The sequence below is a fragment of the Gelidibacter gilvus genome (genome assembly GCF_004115975.1).
Lineage (GTDB): Bacteria > Bacteroidota > Bacteroidia > Flavobacteriales > Flavobacteriaceae > Gelidibacter > Gelidibacter gilvus.
In genome coordinates, this window is record NZ_SDDZ01000001.1 from 616056 (window position 1) to 632877 (window position 16822).

Annotated in this window: 14 protein-coding genes and 1 tRNA gene; 11 read left to right on the top strand and 4 right to left on the bottom strand. The window is 37.2% G+C overall.

All coding sequences use genetic code 11. From position 1 onward, the window contains the following. Positions 1 to 27 precede the first annotated feature (27 nt). From ESZ48_RS02660 to ESZ48_RS02670, 3 genes are all read right to left on the bottom strand, one after another. Positions 28 to 1413, bottom strand: coding sequence for an exonuclease domain-containing protein (locus ESZ48_RS02660; RefSeq protein ID WP_129015748.1), 1386 nt, complete (start codon positions 1411 to 1413; stop codon positions 28 to 30). Continuing rightward, positions 1413 to 2183 (bottom strand): XRE family transcriptional regulator, encoded by a 771-nt coding sequence (locus tag ESZ48_RS02665; RefSeq protein ID WP_129015749.1) that lies wholly within the window; start codon positions 2181 to 2183, stop codon positions 1413 to 1415. Before ESZ48_RS02665 ends, ESZ48_RS02660 begins: the two co-directional genes overlap by 1 nt. Before the next feature lie 223 nt (positions 2184 to 2406). Next, positions 2407 to 2667 (bottom strand): hypothetical protein, encoded by a 261-nt coding sequence (locus ESZ48_RS02670; RefSeq protein WP_129015750.1) that lies wholly within the window; start codon positions 2665 to 2667, stop codon positions 2407 to 2409. A gap of 236 nt (positions 2668 to 2903) precedes the next feature. On the opposite strand from ESZ48_RS02670, the gene ESZ48_RS02675 reads away from it, so the two are divergent. The 4 genes from ESZ48_RS02675 to dinB all read left to right on the top strand — a co-directional run bounded on the left by ESZ48_RS02675 (position 2904) and on the right by dinB (position 8072). Beyond that, a complete protein-coding gene (locus ESZ48_RS02675; protein WP_129015751.1) occupies positions 2904 to 5966 on the top strand; it encodes a DNA polymerase III subunit alpha in 3063 nt (1020 codons plus the stop codon). A 99-nt stretch (positions 5967 to 6065) separates the two neighbouring features. After that, positions 6066 to 6317, top strand: a complete 252-nt coding sequence (locus tag ESZ48_RS02680) for a DUF6364 family protein (protein ID WP_129015752.1) — start codon at positions 6066 to 6068, stop codon at positions 6315 to 6317. Position 6318: 1 nt separating this feature from the next. Beyond that, positions 6319 to 6741: a type II toxin-antitoxin system VapC family toxin gene (locus ESZ48_RS02685; RefSeq protein WP_129015753.1), complete on the top strand. Its 423-nt coding sequence runs from the start codon at positions 6319 to 6321 to the stop codon at positions 6739 to 6741. 113 nt (positions 6742 to 6854) lie between these two features. Next, a complete protein-coding gene (dinB, locus tag ESZ48_RS02690) occupies positions 6855 to 8072 on the top strand; it encodes a DNA polymerase IV (protein ID WP_129015754.1) in 1218 nt (405 codons plus the stop codon). Between the two features lie 601 nt (positions 8073 to 8673). Here dinB and ESZ48_RS02695 read toward each other — a convergent pair. Further along, positions 8674 to 9342, bottom strand: coding sequence for an SCO family protein (locus ESZ48_RS02695; RefSeq protein ID WP_129015755.1), 669 nt, complete (start codon positions 9340 to 9342; stop codon positions 8674 to 8676). 94 nt (positions 9343 to 9436) lie between these two features. Between ESZ48_RS02695 and ESZ48_RS02700 the strand changes: the two genes are divergently transcribed. The 7 genes from ESZ48_RS02700 (at position 9437) to ESZ48_RS02730 (ending at position 16626) form a co-directional block, all read left to right on the top strand. Further along, a complete protein-coding gene (locus ESZ48_RS02700; RefSeq protein ID WP_129015756.1) occupies positions 9437 to 11368 on the top strand; it encodes a M1 family aminopeptidase in 1932 nt (643 codons plus the stop codon). 78 nt (positions 11369 to 11446) lie between these two features. Beyond that, the gene (rseP, locus tag ESZ48_RS02705; RefSeq protein ID WP_129015757.1) at positions 11447 to 12790 is read left to right on the top strand and encodes an RIP metalloprotease RseP; all 1344 of its coding nucleotides are present in this window, start codon (positions 11447 to 11449) and stop codon (positions 12788 to 12790) included. Positions 12791 to 12958: 168 nt separating this feature from the next. Next, positions 12959 to 13032, top strand: a tRNA-Asn gene (locus ESZ48_RS02710). Positions 13033 to 13125: 93 nt separating this feature from the next. Beyond that, on the top strand, positions 13126 to 13995 hold the full coding sequence (locus ESZ48_RS02715) for a DUF6617 family protein (RefSeq protein WP_129015758.1): 870 nt from the start codon (positions 13126 to 13128) through the stop codon (positions 13993 to 13995). Positions 13996 to 14111: 116 nt separating this feature from the next. After that, entirely contained in the window at positions 14112 to 14429 is a 318-nt protein-coding gene (locus tag ESZ48_RS02720; protein ID WP_223266335.1) for a helix-turn-helix domain-containing protein, read from the top strand. Further along, positions 14423 to 15313 carry a hypothetical protein gene (locus tag ESZ48_RS02725; protein ID WP_129015759.1) on the top strand — a complete coding sequence of 297 codons (891 nt, stop codon included), beginning with the start codon at positions 14423 to 14425 and terminating at the stop codon, positions 15311 to 15313. Before ESZ48_RS02720 ends, ESZ48_RS02725 begins: the two co-directional genes overlap by 7 nt. 68 nt (positions 15314 to 15381) lie before the next feature. Continuing rightward, positions 15382 to 16626, top strand: a complete 1245-nt coding sequence (locus tag ESZ48_RS02730) for a site-specific integrase (protein WP_129015760.1) — start codon at positions 15382 to 15384, stop codon at positions 16624 to 16626. Positions 16627 to 16822 lie beyond the last annotated feature (196 nt).

Below are 16822 nucleotides of genomic sequence, written 5' to 3' on the forward strand. Positions count from 1 at the left end.
ATTTAGAAAATGCCTTTTTTAATATATTTAATGGGATTGAATTTCTAAAGTTTCAATACCTGAAGACTGCAACAGCAATTTCCTCAAAATCCCTTGGACTTCCGTCGTTTCTTTCTGCGGAATTAGGAAGGAATCCAGATCCTCGGTATTTACAATCTGTTCTGATTTCTCAACAAATCCATACCCAAGATACAGTCCGTTTTTGATCAGCACAAAAGCTTCTTCTTCCAGATGGCGGCCTTTTTCCTTTAAAACCATATTCTGATTGGAATTGGCCATATAATCAATTGCCAAACTTACGCGTTCATTATAAGCCACCACCGATTCTTCTTCTCTACAGACGCCTTTGCAAGTGGTCAATTTGTAATGTGAGCAAGTCCAGACATTTTCTTGCAAATGGCAATATTTTGGGCATAGTTCAAATTGCTCGCATACGTGCTCCAAGTAAAGTCGGCAATCCCGAATGCTGTGAAAAATCTGTAACGGATATGGAGTAGCTTTCAGCGTATTGAATGCCAAGTGCTGCACGCCCTGTCGATCTTCATAATTAAATACCGCAAATGGTTTTGGCACCCGTTTGGACGCTTGGTTGTATATTGGAAAATGATGTTTTATGGCGGCATCTTCCATCAATCGAGCCACGAGATCGCTCCCTGATAGTTCAAAATCGATATGGGCGGTTTCCCTACAAAGGTTGAGTTCTTTTTCTTTTTTATCGTAGAAATGGCCTAAGACCCGTTTTTTAAGATTGATGGCCTTTCCTACATAAATGATCTTTCCCTTTTTATTTTTGAAATAATAAATACCTGGGCCATTGGGAATACCTTCAAAAATCGCACTTGGTAAATGTGAAGGCAGCGTCGCTTCTTTAGAACCTTTTTTCAAAAAGTCGGCAAAAACGGTATCCGAATTATTATGACCCAATAATTTTTCGAAAAGCGTCACGGTTGCTTCGGCATCACCTCGTGCGCGATGTCTATCCACCAAAGTAATATTTAAGGAATTGCACAATTTCCCCAAACTATACGATCGGAATCCTGGGAATAAGGTTCGGGATAAGCGCACCGTACATAATTTCCGCCGTCTGAAATCGCCGCCGATGGCTTTAAATTCATTACGGATCACGTTATAGTCAAAATTGACATTATGTGCCACAAAGATGCTGTCTTCCGTAATGGAAAGAATGGCTTCTGAAATCTCTGCAAAGGTTGGCGCATCGGCAACCAACGCATTATCAATTCCCGTTAATGCGGTAATGTAATCTGGAATTAACGCTTGCGGATTGACGAGCGAGGTGAACTCTTCTAGAACTTTTTCACCATCATGTTTGAAAATTGAAATTTCAGTAATCTTGTTGCCACGCCCAGTGGTTTCCACATCAATAATGGTATATGTTGTTTTGGGTTTTGCCATTATGCCATTTTTTGAACTGCTTCCAATTCCACTTTCAACTCTTGGAACATCGCCATAATACTGCTCATTTTTAGTTCTTTTTCGTCGTATTCCTGAGTGTTGATACAGCAGGTGAATTCCCAAAGCTCCAATACATTCTCAATAGGAACCTCATAAGGCTGATACACTTTATTGTCGCTGCTCAACAACAAAACTTTCTTGTCCTCTATCAAATTATAGACACGTTTATAAACAAGGCCATCATCTTTGGTCAATACAACATAGGTACGTCCATTTTTCACATCTTGAATATCTTCCACAAACTTCGCAACCACAAACGAGCCATCTTTTACAGGCAACATGGAATCGCCTTTGATAGGAAAAGCACGATGGGTTCCGGTAGGAAGAAAGGGCAATTTGATTTTCTGCAACTGCTCAATATATTCGGGATCATCATATCCAGACAAATACCCTGCCGATGCTTTTGCCGGAATAATCTCAATGAGGTCTTCATTGTCTTCATTGACCGTTATAGGAAAGAGCACACGCTTGCTACCAATGTCAATAAAGGACGTGTCCTTGGCTTTGCGCAAATCATTTCTGACCAAAATATCAATGGGGATTTTAAAGTAATTGGACAGATCAATCAGTCGGTCAATGGGCGGCTCAGAGCGTCCTTCTTCATAAGACCCTACGATGGATCGCGACCAGCCCAACTCATCTGCAAAACGCTCTTGCGAGAGTTCTTTTAAAGAACGTAGGTGTTTGATATTTGCTTGGATATGTTTCATTTTCTGATTTCTTGTTTTGCACTTATTTCTGCCACGAACCTGCCCGACTGCTTAAGCGGGTATACGAATATTATCATATCATGTATTACTAAAGTTTGCTTTTTTATTTTATTAAAAGACTTTTAAACTATTTTCAATCTTGTCTGTATGTCTCAAGCTTTATCGGAGTCAGGAACTTAACAATTTAATTTTTTCCAACTTCTAGCTGAGATCCTCAACCGCTTTAGAGTGCCAACTTATTATCATCTGCAACACGTCTTAAAACCTCATCGGTAGTATATAATTTGGCTGTCTGCCCATCAATCTCTTTGTTGATAGCATCCAAATCTTTAATATAATCACTCCCGGTAATGGGATTACCTTCCGCATCATAAGAAAAGACATTTTCTTTGTCTAACAGATTTTTTATTTTTTGCAATAATTCCTTATCGGAAATACTCAAAATACGCTGTGCTACATTGATTTTCAAAGCTTCTGTTTTCATAATTACCAAATTAAATTATTTTTCAGATAAAAACATCTGTTTTTCATTCTTATTATTTCTCTAAAACTCCACCATATTATTCAAATCCTACCTGCCCGTCCGCTTGCCCGAAACTTTTGTAGAGGCGGGTAGCATTTACGGAGGCGGAAATCCTGATTCTACGACTTACTACAAATGTAAGCAATCAATACTACATATAATAGCTAACTTTGAAAAATATCAATAAATAAGAAAAAATGTACCTCAACTGCCACACTTACTACAGCCTTCGCTACGGCACGATTAAGCCCGAGCAGTTGCTTGCCATTGCTTCAGAAAATGGCTTGCAGACCTTAGCATTGACAGATATCAACAGCACATCCGCCTGTCTGGATTTTGTGAGATTATCCTCAAAATATAAGATCAAATCGGTTTTGGGCATTGATTTTAGGAATGGTGTCCAACAGCAATTTATCCTTATTGCCAAAAACAACAATGGGTTTAAGAACATCAACGATTACCTCTCCAAATTCTTGCACGACTCTGAATTGGAAATCCCTGAAATTGCTCCCCAATTGGAAGATGTCTTTGTAATCTACCCGTACATCCATAAAAAAACATACCAACTTAGGGAGCACGAATTCTTGGGCATCAAACCCAAGGATTTGAACCATCTCAAATTCTCCAAATGGAATACCCTACGGAACAAATTGGTCGTCTTAAAAACCGTGTCATTTCAGAATAAAAAGGATTTCAACACCCACCGTTTATTACGAGCGATTGACAACAATACTTTGTTAAGCAAACTCGCTAAAAGTGAGCAGGGACAAGAAACGGACAGAATGTTGCCGTATCAGGAATTATGCGATACTTATAATGAGTTTCCCGAACTTTTAAAGAACACAGCGTCCATTCTTGAAAAATGCCAGATCGATTTTGACTTTTCACATGAAAATCCCAACAACCAACGTTGCTACACCCATAATGAAGCATTGGATTTTAGATTACTTAAAAAGCTGACCTATGATGGAATTCACTACCGGTATAAAAACCCTGGAGAGCGTATTTTCAAACGTATCGAAAAAGAACTGTCCATCATTGAACAAAAAGGGTTCGTATCCTATTTTTTGATCAATTGGAAAATTTTAAAATACGCCCGCAGCAAGAATTATTTCTACGTAGGCCGTGGCAGTGGTGCCAATAGTATTGTGGCTTATTTGCTTCGGATAACCGATGTGGATCCGGTGGAACTCGATCTCTATTTTGAGCGATTTATTAACGTTTTCAGACAGAATCCACCCGATTTTGACCTTGATTTCTCATGGAAAGACAGAGATGATATCACCGATTTTATTTTCAACCGATTTAAAAATACCGCTTTGATTGCCGTGTACAACACCTTTAAGTTTAAAGCTTCCGTGCGGGAATTGGGGAAAGTGTTTGGTTTGCCAAAATCGGAAATGGACATGCTCACCAGAGGGAAATACCATATTAATCAATTGGACAACCTCTCGCAACTCGTTATTAAATACAGTACGTATATTCAAGGTTTTCCTAATTATTTAGGCATTCATGCCGGTGGTATTATTATTTCGGAAAAACCCATTCATTACTATGGCGCTACTTTTATGCCGCCAAAAGGTTACGCTACCACTCAATTTGATATGGTCGTGGCGGAAGATATCGGTCTGTACAAATTTGACATTTTAAGCCAGCGCGGCCTTGGTAAAATCAAGGAAGCCACAGAGATTGTTGCCTATAACCATCCCGAAAAACCACCAATCGACATCCATAATATCCAACGGTTCAAACAAGATGCACGCATCAAATATTTACTTAAAAACGCTAAAGCCATCGGCTGTTTTTATGTAGAATCACCAGCCATGCGCATGTTGATGCGCAAATTGCAAGTGGATAGTTATTTGGGCTTGGTGGCGGCAAGTTCCGTAATTCGTCCTGGCGTTGCCAAAAGTGGCATGATGCGGGAATATATTCTGCGGCATCGCGATCCAGATCGCCGAAAGGATGCACCCAAAGTCTTGCTCGATCTCATGCCAGAAACCTTTGGCGTGATGGTCTATCAAGAAGACGTTATAAAAGTAGCACACTATTTTGGCGGCCTCACGCTTGGAGAAGCAGATATGTTGCGTCGTGGCATGTCCGGAAAATTCCGATCGCGTGATGAGTTCATGAAAGTGAAACAACAATTTTTTGACAATTGTAAAAAATCAGGAAAACCCGATGATTTGGTTGAAGATATTTGGCGACAGATTGAAAGTTTTGCCGGGTATGCGTTTGCAAAAGGCCATTCGGCGTCCTACGCGGTGGAAAGTTACCAAAGTTTGTTTTTGAAAGCCTATTTTCCACTGGAATATATGGTGGCAACCATTAATAATTTTGGCGGATTTTACAGCACAGAACTCTATGTCCATGAAGCGCGAATGGATGGTGGCATCATAGAAGCACCATGCATCAACACGAGTTTTACGCAAACCGTCATTCATGGCAAAACCATTTACCTCGGATTTATGTTCCTGCAATCCTTGGAATCTAAAACCATCAAACGCATCGTGAAAGAACGCCAGACACATGGAGATTTTTCAAGTTTGGATGACTTTATTGAACGGATTCCGATCTCCATAGAACAGATTTCAATTTTGATAAAAATCAATGCCTTCCGATTTACAGGAAACAACAAACGCGAACTGCTCTGGGAAGCGCATTTGAAAATCAGTAAACACGTGGCGCAAGAACAGGTTGTCACACTTTTTAAAACTGAACGTATCCATTATAAAACGCCCGAATTGCCGAGTACAGCCTTAGAAAATGCTTTTGACGAAATTGAGTTGTTGGGATTTCCACTTTGCAATCCGTTTCATCTCTTGGAAAAACGTTCTGTAAATCCATTGCGAGCAAAAGATTTGCAATCCTTGGAAGGAAAGACGGTCACCATTGAAGGTTACCTCATCACCGCCAAAAACACCAAGACGACCAGCGGTAAAATCATGCATTTTGGAAATTTTTTAGATCGTGATGGCGATTTTGTAGACACCGTTCATTTTCCACCGGTGGCAGCGAGATTTCCATTTAGAGGTAAAGGTATTTACAGCATTACGGGCAAAGTGATGATTGAATTCGACTGCGTAACTATTGAAGTGAGCAGCATGGAGCACTTGGCGGTAATTGAAGATCCGAGGTATAAAAGCCCATCCCCTAAATCCCCTTCCCGAGAGGAAGAGGACTTTCAGGACGGAATGATGCCGAGAGGGAGACTAAAATCTAAAAGATCGCATATTTATACGGTCGCTTCCGATAGGTAGATAAGTCGAGACCTATAAAACCATTAAAAATACGTATAAATATATTAAATAATATACGTGCATTTGTTTTTTTGCTATCTTTATAAAAAACGACAAGTTATGAGTACGAAATTGACATTGACAATCGAAAAGAAAGTCATAGAAAAGGCAAAAAAATATGCAAAAGAGAAAAATCGTAGTCTATCCGATATTATTGAAAATTATCTCAAAATATTAACCATGGAAGAACGTCAACAAAGCGAGAAAACTCTTCATCCAATTGTAGAATCCCTAAAAGGCTCTTTTAAAACATCTAAAAAAATAGATTACAAGAAAGAATTAGTGAAACGATTAGAAGAAAAATACTTATAAAATGGATCATGTACTTATAGACACCGATGTCATATTGGATTTTTTCTTTGATCGAGAACCCTATTCCGAATATGCCGCAAAGGTTTTGAGCTTATGTGAAGAACAAAAAATAAAAGGATTTATAACTCCTGTAGCAATTTCAAATATTTATTATTTATTGAGAAAAATTGGGAAGCATGAGATAATTATTGAAAGATTAAAACAGCTTCTAACCATTATCGACATTGCTGAGATGGATAAAACAGTTGTCTTAAATGCGCTAAATTCTCAATTCAAGGATTTTGAAGATGCTTTACAAAATTTTTCTGCTATAGGAAAAGGAAAAATCAAAGTCATTTTGACAAGGAATATAAAAGATTTTAAAAAAAGCACATTAGCCATAATGACCCCTGAAATGTATTTGAAAGGCAACTCTAACACCTAGTAAAATAATGTATCTAAAAAACGTTATTCATTAATGAGTCGAAAACAAATCTTGATTTTCTTTCGCAAAAACACCCTTCTTCTAAAAACAGTCTTAATTCTTTTAAAAAAAAAATGACCCACCAACGCTCCATAGTCCACATGGATTTAGATACTTTTTTCGTGTCCTGCGAACGCCTGCTCGACAGTCGCCTGATTGGAAAACCTGTTCTTATTGGCGGCACGAGTGATAGAGGCGTTGTGGCATCCTGTAGTTACGAGGCACGGAAATTTGGCATCCATTCCGCGATGCCCATGCGCATGGCAAAACAATTATGTCCCGAAGCCATCATTCTTCGTGGGGATGCCGGTACTTACACCAAGTTTTCCCAAAATGTTACGGAGGTCATCAAAGACAGCGTGCCTCTTTATGAAAAAACATCGGTTGATGAGTTTTATATTGACTTGACGGGGATGGACAAGTTTTTCGGGTGCCACAAATTGGCATCTGAATTGCGCCAACGCATCATCAAAGAAACCGGATTGCCTATTTCGTTTGGATTGTCGCTCAATAAAACCGTTTCCAAAATTGCCACTGGAGAAGCAAAACCCAATAATGAAATCCGTATTCTCTCAGGTGATGAAAAACCATTTTTGGCACCGTTATCCGTTAATAAAATCCCGATGGTTGGCGATGTCACTTATAAATCTTTATGCGATTTGGGGATCAAACAAATCCGGACCGTTCAGGAAATGCCCATGGAACTCATGTACAAAGTGCTTGGAAAAAACGGCTTGAGCATTTGGAACAAAGCCAACGGCATTGACCCTTCTCCAGTGATTCAATATCAAGAACGCAAATCCATATCCACAGAACGCACTTTCAATAAAGACACCACAGATGTGACCAGATTGAAAGGTATTATCATTGCGATGGCTGAAAACCTAGCCTATCAATTACGACGCGGCAATAAGTTATCGGCATGTATCACCTTTAAAATCCGCTATTCTGATTTTCAGACCTATACACAGCAGCAACGCATTCCGTATAGTGCCATGGACCATAACATCATTCCTGTAGTGCTCGATTTGTTTGAAAAACTTTATAACCGCCGACTTTTAGTACGACTGATTGGGGTTAAATTCAGCCATTTGGTAGAAGGCGGGCATCAGGTCAATTTGTTTGACGACGACACCAAATATCTCAACTTAAACACCGCTATTGATAAAATGCGCGAACGTTATGGCGACAGGGCGGTGGTCAGTGCTGCCGGAATGGAAGCCCGAACCATCGGCAGGTGGAATCCGTTTAATGGCGAACCGCCGCCGTTGTTGCCGCATCGGAAGTCCTAATTGAGTTTCAGGTTTAAAGTTTAAAGTTTGTGCATTGAGCATGCCTGAATAAGGTTGCCTTTTTTCTGGTTAATAGTTTATCTTATATTTCGGTTTATGCTGATCGGTTAAGCTATCAACATATGTTTCAAATTCTGTCGGTTTCATTTTATTTAATGAACCATGAGGTCTTTCATTATTCGATATTCAAAGTTTAGAAAAGAAGTTTCTTAAGGTTTCTTGTTTAGAGTTAGGAGTAAGTAGAGGGGAGTTTTCGCAAAAATCTGCGGGAAATGATTAAGATTTCAAAAGCGAAGAGTGGATAGTTAATAGAGGACAGTGGATAGTCCGGATGGGAATTTTATGTCTTTGGGGTAGCTTTGTGTCTCCCTTGCCTCGCCGATAGGCAGGTTTGTGAACCTCTGTGTCATAGCTTTTAAAGAGTAGTCCGGGAATTCTAACTTCAACATTCGGTATTCAAAGTTTAGAAAAGAAGTTTCTTAAGGGTTCTGTTACTGATCTTAAATCCTATAATCTTAATCAAAAATCCTCAATCGTTAATCGTTAATCAAAAATCAGTAATCGTTAATCGTTAATCAAAACTCCTCAATTTCCCTCCGTTCTATCCTTCACCCTTCAACACCTTAATATCCTTCAATAACTTTTCGATATCATCAGGTTTGGTGCCATCATAATAACCGCGGATTTGTCGCTTTTTGTCAATGAGCATGAAGTTTTCTGTGTGGATCATATCATATTCATCGCCATTACCATCTGTTTTGACTGCCAAATAGCTTTTTCTGGCCAGTTCATAGATTTGTTTTTTATCACCGGTAACTAAGTTCCATTTCTTGTCATTCACACCTTTTTCAACGGCATAGCGCTTTAATTGCGCTACATCATCAATTTGTGGCGTCACGGAATAGGAGAGCAGCATCACATCTTCATCCGTTTGTGTGGCATTCTGGATTTGAACCATATGGTCCGTCATGATTGGGCAAATGGTTTGACAGGTTGTAAAAAAGAAATCGGCGACATAAATTTTATCTTCGTAGTTCTTCTGGGTTACGGTTTCACCATTTTGATTGACCAGGCTAAAATCGGCAATCTTATGATATTTACTTTGGTACTGAATGGTGCTGTCCACCATTTCATAATTCACCATGGAAGGCTGGTAAATGGGAAGCACCTTTTTAGGTTGCAGTACCTTGTACATGATGGTCATGATGATTGCAGATAAGCAGAAAAAAAAGATGGCAAAAAATTTATATTCTCTAAAAAAAGATAACATTTTTAATGATTTTGAGGATGTTGTGTGTGATTTGTTTACAAAAGTACAACAGATAAGAATCAAAAGGGGTATTTTTAATCTTAAAATTTGGGATATGAGAAACAGTATAAGTCTTCTTTTTTTATTTATTTTTTCATCATTATACGCTCAAGATCATCAAATGAATGAGATAAGAGAAGCAGAGTTGAAATCCGCTTTAAACCGAATGCAATTCCGTCCCAACGCCAATACAGGCAATTATGATGTAAAATATCACCGATTGGAGCTTGAGGTAGATCCTGCAGTAGCCTATATAAACGGCCAGGTGACCACTTATTTTGAGGCGACATCCAATTTAAACCAAATCGTCTTTGATTTGACTACCAATATGACGGTGTCGCAAGTTTCACAACGTGGAAATCCGTTGCTGTTTTCTCAAAACAGTACTGATGAAGTGGTCATTACGCTTTCACAAGAACAACATATTGGTGTTTTGGATTCCTTGACCATCACCTATTCCGGGAACCCTGTAAGCTCCGGATTTGGTTCCTTTGAGGTCAATACTCATGCAGGAAAGCCAGTTCTATGGACACTTTCTGAACCTTACGGCGCAAAAGGATGGTGGCCATGTAAGCAAGACCTTATAGATAAAATCGATAGCATTGATGTGTATATTACTTCCCCTTTAGCCAATGCTGATGGCGATGCGTATGTGGCAGTTTCCAATGGTTTGGAACAATCACAAGTGATACATGCCAACAGTAAAACCACTCATTTTAGACATAATTATCCCATTCCAGCCTATCTGGTGGCAATTGCCGTTACTAATTATGCGGTGTACTCTGACACCGTTTCCAATAGCGGCAACCCCTTTGAGATTATAAATTACGTTTACCCAGAACAATTGGCAGTCGTACAAGCCCAAACTCCGGTAACTTTGGATATCATGAATCTCTACAGTACTCTTTTTGGCGAATATCCTTATGCCGATGAAAAATACGGCCATGCCCAATTTGGATGGGGTGGCGGGATGGAGCATACCACGGTTTCCTTTATGGGAAGTTTTGGACGGAATTTAATTGCACACGAACTCGGCCATCAATGGTTTGGAAATAAAGTGACCTGCGGCAGTTGGAAAGACGTTTGGCTCAATGAAGGATTCGCAACTTATATGTCTGGCCTTGTAGTAGAAAATTTAGATGGTGCTATTCCGTTTAAAAATTGGAAACAGCAAATGGTTACGTCCGTTACGAATGCTCCTGCTGGCGCAGTTTATTTGACTGATGCGGATACGTTGAGTGTCAACCGAATTTTTAATCAGCGTTTGTCTTATAATAAAGGCGCGATGGTTTTGCACATGCTCAGAAAAAAGTTGGGAGACACGGATTTCTTTCAAGGCCTGAGGAATTATTTAAACCATCCAGATCATGCCTATGGGTACGCCAAATCTGAAGATTTTATCAGGATCATGGAAAGCACCATTGGTGAGGATTTATCTGAGTTTTTTGGAGATTGGCTTTACGGGGAAGGTTATCCTAGTTTCAACTTGGAATGGGCACAAGCTTCTCCTACAGAAATAGAATTTAATTTAGAACAAATTCAGAGCCATGCATCCGTCTCCTTTTTTGAAGTGCAATTACCCATACGATTGGTTGGCACAGCTGGAGAAACTCTCGATCTGATTTTAGATCAAACGGTCGATTTAGAAAGTTTCACCCATCCCGTTAATTTCACAGTTGCTGAGGTATTGATCAATCCTGAGTTTGATATTATATCAAAGAACAATACCGTTGTTCTAAGCACGGATGAGCGTCCTAGGGACATGGAAATTGTTTTCTATCCCAATCCAGTTTCAGAAACGCTCCATATTAAAAAACCGGAGCTCCTAACCGTGGATCGAATTCGGATTTATAATACACTCGGTCAACTTATTTACACATCGGTTTGGAATCCAAGTATTGATGTGTCTATGCTATCTACAGGCCTATTTTTTGTGGAACTCCAAACAAACAAGGGCAGCATTAATAAATCGCTGTTAAAAAACTAGCTAATAGAATCGGATTAGTTTTCTAAATGGGCTTAAAAGACTACTTTTGTGCCTTATAATTTTTTTGAAAAGAGATCAATGGAGTTTGTAATTAAAGTTTCTCAATTTTTATTGAGTTTGTCCCTGCTTATCGTGTTGCACGAGCTAGGGCATTTTATACCCGCACGATTATTCAAGACCCGCGTAGAGAAATTCTATTTGTTTTTTGATATCAAGTATAGTTTGTTTAAGAAAAAAATAGGCGACACCGTCTATGGTATTGGTTGGTTGCCGCTTGGTGGCTATGTCAAAATAGCTGGAATGATTGATGAAAGCATGGATAAGGAACAAATGGCTCTGCCACCACAACCTTGGGAGTTCCGTTCTAAACCGGCTTGGCAACGTTTAATAATCATGTTGGGTGGCGTCACCGTCAATTTTATTTTGGCCTATTTAATTTACGTGTTTATGTCTTTTGGATATGGAGACACTGATATTGCCACGGCGAGCATAAAAGATGGCTATCTAGTAGACAATCCATTGCTTACGGATTTAGGTTTCCAGACCGGTGATCACATTGTACAGATTAACGATACAAAAGTGGTCAACGAATCGGAGGTCAGGGCAAATTTAATTGGCGCCAAAGAAATTACGGTTAAGCGTGATGGTGAGGAAAAAACCATAGCCTTACCTGAAGATTTTTTAGGGCAACTTTCAACCAGTAAAAACCGAAGGCTATTTGAATTGCGACTGCCTTTTTTGGTGTCCAAAGTCAGTGATACTTCCTTAAACAAGTCAGCCGATTTAAAGAAAGGAGATCTTATCAAGACCGTTGAAGGCCAATCTGTAGAGTATTTTGATCAGGTTCAAAACGTATTGCAATCTTTTAAGGGACAAACGGTGTCAGCGGAAATCTTAAGAGATGGCCAGGCGAAACAGATCAATCTCCAAGTTGACGAAAACGGATTGTTGGGCATTGAGACCGGTGGCGTGCCTTTTAATACATATGCCGAATTAGGTTATTTTGATATCGTTAAGAAAGACTATACGCTTGGCGAAAGCTTTGTGGTTGGCTATGATAAATTTACCAGTCAGATAACAGGCTATTTTACGCAGTTAAAATTAATTTTCAGTCCAAGTACGGGCGCTTATAAAGGTGTAGGTGGGTTTAAAGCCATTTATGATGTGTTCCCAAGTGTTTGGAGCTGGGAATATTTTTGGGGCATTACAGCCTTCCTTTCCATTATGCTGGCGGTGCTGAATTTATTGCCAATTCCGGCTTTAGATGGCGGTCATGTCATGTTTTTACTGTACGAAATTGTTTCTGGACGCAAGCCAAGTGAAAAGTTTTTAGAGCGTGCCCAAGTGATTGGATTCATGATTATCATCATGTTAGTATTGTTTGCCAATGGGAATGATATTTTTAAAGCATTAACTGATTAAAAATATTTCAAAATAGTTTGCGGAAGTTAAAAATAGCAATATATTTGCATCCTCAAAATAAGGTATTATATCTTATTCCTTAGTGCGACAAACGCTTCGGAAAACGTTCTTTAAACAACAAGCAATATTCTGGATGATCAGATAGCTTAAAAACATATAAATTAACCTTCCTCTTTAGCTCAGTTGGTTAGAGCATCTGACTGTTAATCAGAGGGTCCTTGGTTCGAGCCCAAGAAGAGGAGCGTAATTGGACAAAGCCATTCAAGAAATTGAGTGGCTTTTGTTTTTTGTATAGGTCAAACATAGGTCAAACATTTTTATATTTGCTTAGCTGAATGACTAAAATATCTCCACATACTATACTTGATTATTTTAAAGAACTTCTAAAGTTCAATAAACTCCCCTTTTTAAAAGATACTGCTATTGAAGAGATTAAAATTAAATATTCAGAATATGTAGATTCTGTTGATAAAGAAAAGGGTATAATCAAGTACTTTAAATTATTTTATAACCAAAGTACAAATGATTCTATAGAGGGTTTAGTTACATATGATTTTTATAAAGAACATAAGTTGGAGCTTTTAGAAAAAATCAAGGATGCAATTAGTTCCATTGATGAATTAATATATCAAAAATCAGAAAGAGAAGAATCCTATAATGCTCTACTGAAAAATATAAGTAAAGAACTTCATTACCTCTTTATAAAGGCAGATAAAGTATACCCAACATATCCTGAATTGAAAAGAGCTATAAAGTCAATAGAAAGTCATTTATTGCTTAGATATCAAATTCAACCATTTTCAAAAGTAGTTATAAATGAAAAGCAATCTTATTTTGGAGTTAAGGATGCTGTTTCTGAAAAGTTATTTCAAGATTTATATGACCTTTCGGATAGGCTTGAATTGATAGAGTATGATGTTGTAGATGAAAGAACCTTTTTGGATGTTTTTCTCAGAAACCCAAGTGATAAAAGTGTAGTTATTCAGTTTAGTTGTAACAATGGATTGGCTATAACATTTTTAGAATCTTTAAGACCTTTTTTTACTTCCCTAAATCCAAAGACAATAGAAAAATCTCAAAGATTCTTAACCAAACAAGGACTGGTTTTGACAGAGAGTAACTACAACACAAGTAAAAAAAGACTTAAAGACAGCGAAAAGCTAAAAAGTTTAAAACTGGAACTACAACAGATTTTAGATCTATAGTAATCTTACACTTCATCTTACACCCTCCTTACACATCAAAATATTAGAGTAATCTTCCACCTTACTTTGTGTAATTATTAATCAGAATGTGCGCACATTCCTAAATCTTATAGATTATGGAAAACATTCAAGGAATAGTTTTTACACAAGAACAAATACAACAGATACAAGAAATTTGGGCTGATATTTTAAAGCCTTTAAAAGATTTTATGACAGTAGAGGAATTAGCTGATTATTTACAGCTTTCTAAATCTGCCATTTATAAAATCACAAGTAGGAGAGAGATACCACATTACAATCCAGGAGGTAAAAAAATTTACTTCAAAAGAACTGAAGTTGATGCATGGATTGAAATGGGAAGAGTAGCTCCAGATTGTGAAATATTAGAAAAACTTCATCTACCTCTTAACTCAAAACTAAATGGGTCATGGTAGACTATCTAAGACTATTTTGGAGAGACAAAGTGATGCTTGAACACTTCGTGTGTCAAGAGGAGAACTTTACTGAACTTGATACCATTTATGGTTATCACACGGGTGAAATTAAATACCCTTATAGAACACGTTTTAATGAAATGGAGGTTAAAATTACTTCTAAGTATGCTTACGTGTTTAATTCAATTCATAAGTCATACAATAATATACATTTAGGAGTAACTCATAATTATAATGATTTTTCTTACTCTGCAATATGTGAGATGATAGAACATATTAATCAAAAATTGACTGATATAACTAATGCAAACCTTACGCAATTTGAATTTGGATTTAATTTAAGTACACCAATACCAGCCGAAGAAATTATTACAAATAATGTTTTGATGCATAAGGCAAAAGCACCTAATCACAATAGATTATTTAATGGAAGGGGTAAGCTAAAGCAATTTGACCATCATAATTATGTTGTGAAAATCTATGACAAGGCAAAGCAGTATAATTTATCTCAAAATCTGTTGAGATTTGAAATTAGATTTCAGAAGGCAGTAGAATTTCAGCAGTTTGGCATATTTAAATTGGATCATTTAAAAGACAAATACAAACTGAGGCTATTATTCTTACATCTAATGAAAAGGTTTGATGAACTAATTATAGTAGACCATATTGATGAAACTCAAATAGCTACTTCAGATTTAAATAGACTAATGATTTATAATAATCCCTACTATTGGGAAACCACTATAAATAGGTACTCTGGAACAACTAAAATGAGGCATCTTAGAGATTATAACATCTTGCTTGGTAAATATGACCTTCTCAAAACTAAAAGATATTTGAGACAACTTTTATGGGATAAATATCTACAACTTATAAATTTTTAATCAAAGAGTAAGGTATTCTCCACTTTCTATATGGGGAATTCATAACTCTCAATAAAATCAAAAAAATTATGGCAAGTATCAAAATACTATTAAGAAAAAAACCAAATATTCAAGGAGAGTGTCCTATAGTTATGCGCATTGTAAAGGACAGAAAATCCAAATTAATAAGCTTAGGAATAGCTACACCTTTAGCGGATTGGGATGATAAAGCAAATAAATTTAAAAGAAGTCATCCAAATTGGAACCAAAGGAATAGAATTATATTAGAACTTGAGCAAAAGGCTCTCAAGATTATTGATGACTTTATGGCAACTGATACTGACTTTACCTTAGAACAGTTTGAAGAGCAAATGAAAGGCGTCAGAAAGAATAATATGACAGTTTCCCAATTTTGGAATCATAAGATTGAGGAATTAATTCAAGTGGGCAGAACTGGGAATGCCAGAGCTCATAAAGATACATATACTTCATTTTTTAAGTTCCATAAGAGTAAATCATTAAAATTCCATCAAATTACACCTGATTTACTCTTCAGATATGAAACATATTTGAGAACTAATGGTAATCAGGATGGAGGTATTGGTGTAAAGATGCGAGAACTAAGAGCATTGTTTAATGAGGCAATAGAACGTGGAATTACGAATGAAAAATATTATCCATTTAAAATTTATAAGGTGTCCAAACTAAAGAGTAATAATATTAAAAAAGCTCTAAGTAGAGAGCAAATTAAGCTAATGGAGAATCTTGATACAGAGCAACATCCTCATTTAATGGATACTCAGAATTATATGGTATTCAGTTATTACACAGGGGGTATGAACTTTGTAGATATGATGAAACTTAAATGGTCAAACATTGAGGAAGATAGAATTCTATATAAAAGGTCAAAAACTAAAGGAAGGTTTTCAGTTAAAATAATGCCACCTGTTAAAAAAGTAATTGATTTTTATAGAAAAAAGGTCAGAAAGACTGAATATGTGTTTCCTATTCTTTTAAGTGATGAACTTACACCAATTCAAATTGAAAATAGAAAGTTAAAAACCTTGAAAAAATTTAACAAGCAATTAAAGGAGATTGCCTCAATACAAGGAATAAATTCTAATGTAACTAGTTATACCATCAGACATAGTTTTGCAACGAATTTAAAGTATGCTGGAATTTCAATGGATGTAATTGGAGAAACAATGGGACATCAAAATGTTAATGTAACAAGGGCTTACTTAAAGGAATTTGAAAATGAGGTTCTGGATAGTGCAATGGAGAAATTATTAGAAGAGGATACTGAAGAGTATGCTTACAGAATAGCTAACTAAATTCCAATCAATATGATTTGGTTCTGAAGCTTTCACAAAAGTTTCCCCTCCTCTTAATAATCTCCTACCCCTTCAAAATTATATAATTTAGCAACGCAGGAGCTCTGGACGAGGAAGTCTGCAAAGAGCTTAATCTTTTGTACTGAAAGCTACACAAAGTTAAGGGTTTGAAAAATAGCATACAAGTCCAAAAGAA

Coding starts and splice junctions, on each gene's coding strand:
- ESZ48_RS02660 (WP_129015748.1), bottom strand. CDS start 1,413: ATGGCAAAACCCAAAACAACATATACCATTATTGATGTGGAAACCACT.
- ESZ48_RS02665 (WP_129015749.1), bottom strand. CDS start 2,183: ATGAAACATATCCAAGCAAATATCAAACACCTACGTTCTTTAAAAGAA.
- ESZ48_RS02670 (WP_129015750.1), bottom strand. CDS start 2,667: ATGAAAACAGAAGCTTTGAAAATCAATGTAGCACAGCGTATTTTGAGT.
- ESZ48_RS02675 (WP_129015751.1), top strand. CDS start 2,904: ATGTACCTCAACTGCCACACTTACTACAGCCTTCGCTACGGCACGATT.
- ESZ48_RS02680 (WP_129015752.1), top strand. CDS start 6,066: ATGAGTACGAAATTGACATTGACAATCGAAAAGAAAGTCATAGAAAAG.
- ESZ48_RS02685 (WP_129015753.1), top strand. CDS start 6,319: ATGGATCATGTACTTATAGACACCGATGTCATATTGGATTTTTTCTTT.
- dinB (WP_129015754.1), top strand. CDS start 6,855: ATGACCCACCAACGCTCCATAGTCCACATGGATTTAGATACTTTTTTC.
- ESZ48_RS02695 (WP_129015755.1), bottom strand. CDS start 9,342: ATGTTATCTTTTTTTAGAGAATATAAATTTTTTGCCATCTTTTTTTTC.
- ESZ48_RS02700 (WP_129015756.1), top strand. CDS start 9,437: ATGAGAAACAGTATAAGTCTTCTTTTTTTATTTATTTTTTCATCATTA.
- rseP (WP_129015757.1), top strand. CDS start 11,447: ATGGAGTTTGTAATTAAAGTTTCTCAATTTTTATTGAGTTTGTCCCTG.
- ESZ48_RS02715 (WP_129015758.1), top strand. CDS start 13,126: ATGACTAAAATATCTCCACATACTATACTTGATTATTTTAAAGAACTT.
- ESZ48_RS02720 (WP_223266335.1), top strand. CDS start 14,112: ATGGAAAACATTCAAGGAATAGTTTTTACACAAGAACAAATACAACAG.
- ESZ48_RS02725 (WP_129015759.1), top strand. CDS start 14,423: ATGGTAGACTATCTAAGACTATTTTGGAGAGACAAAGTGATGCTTGAA.
- ESZ48_RS02730 (WP_129015760.1), top strand. CDS start 15,382: ATGGCAAGTATCAAAATACTATTAAGAAAAAAACCAAATATTCAAGGA.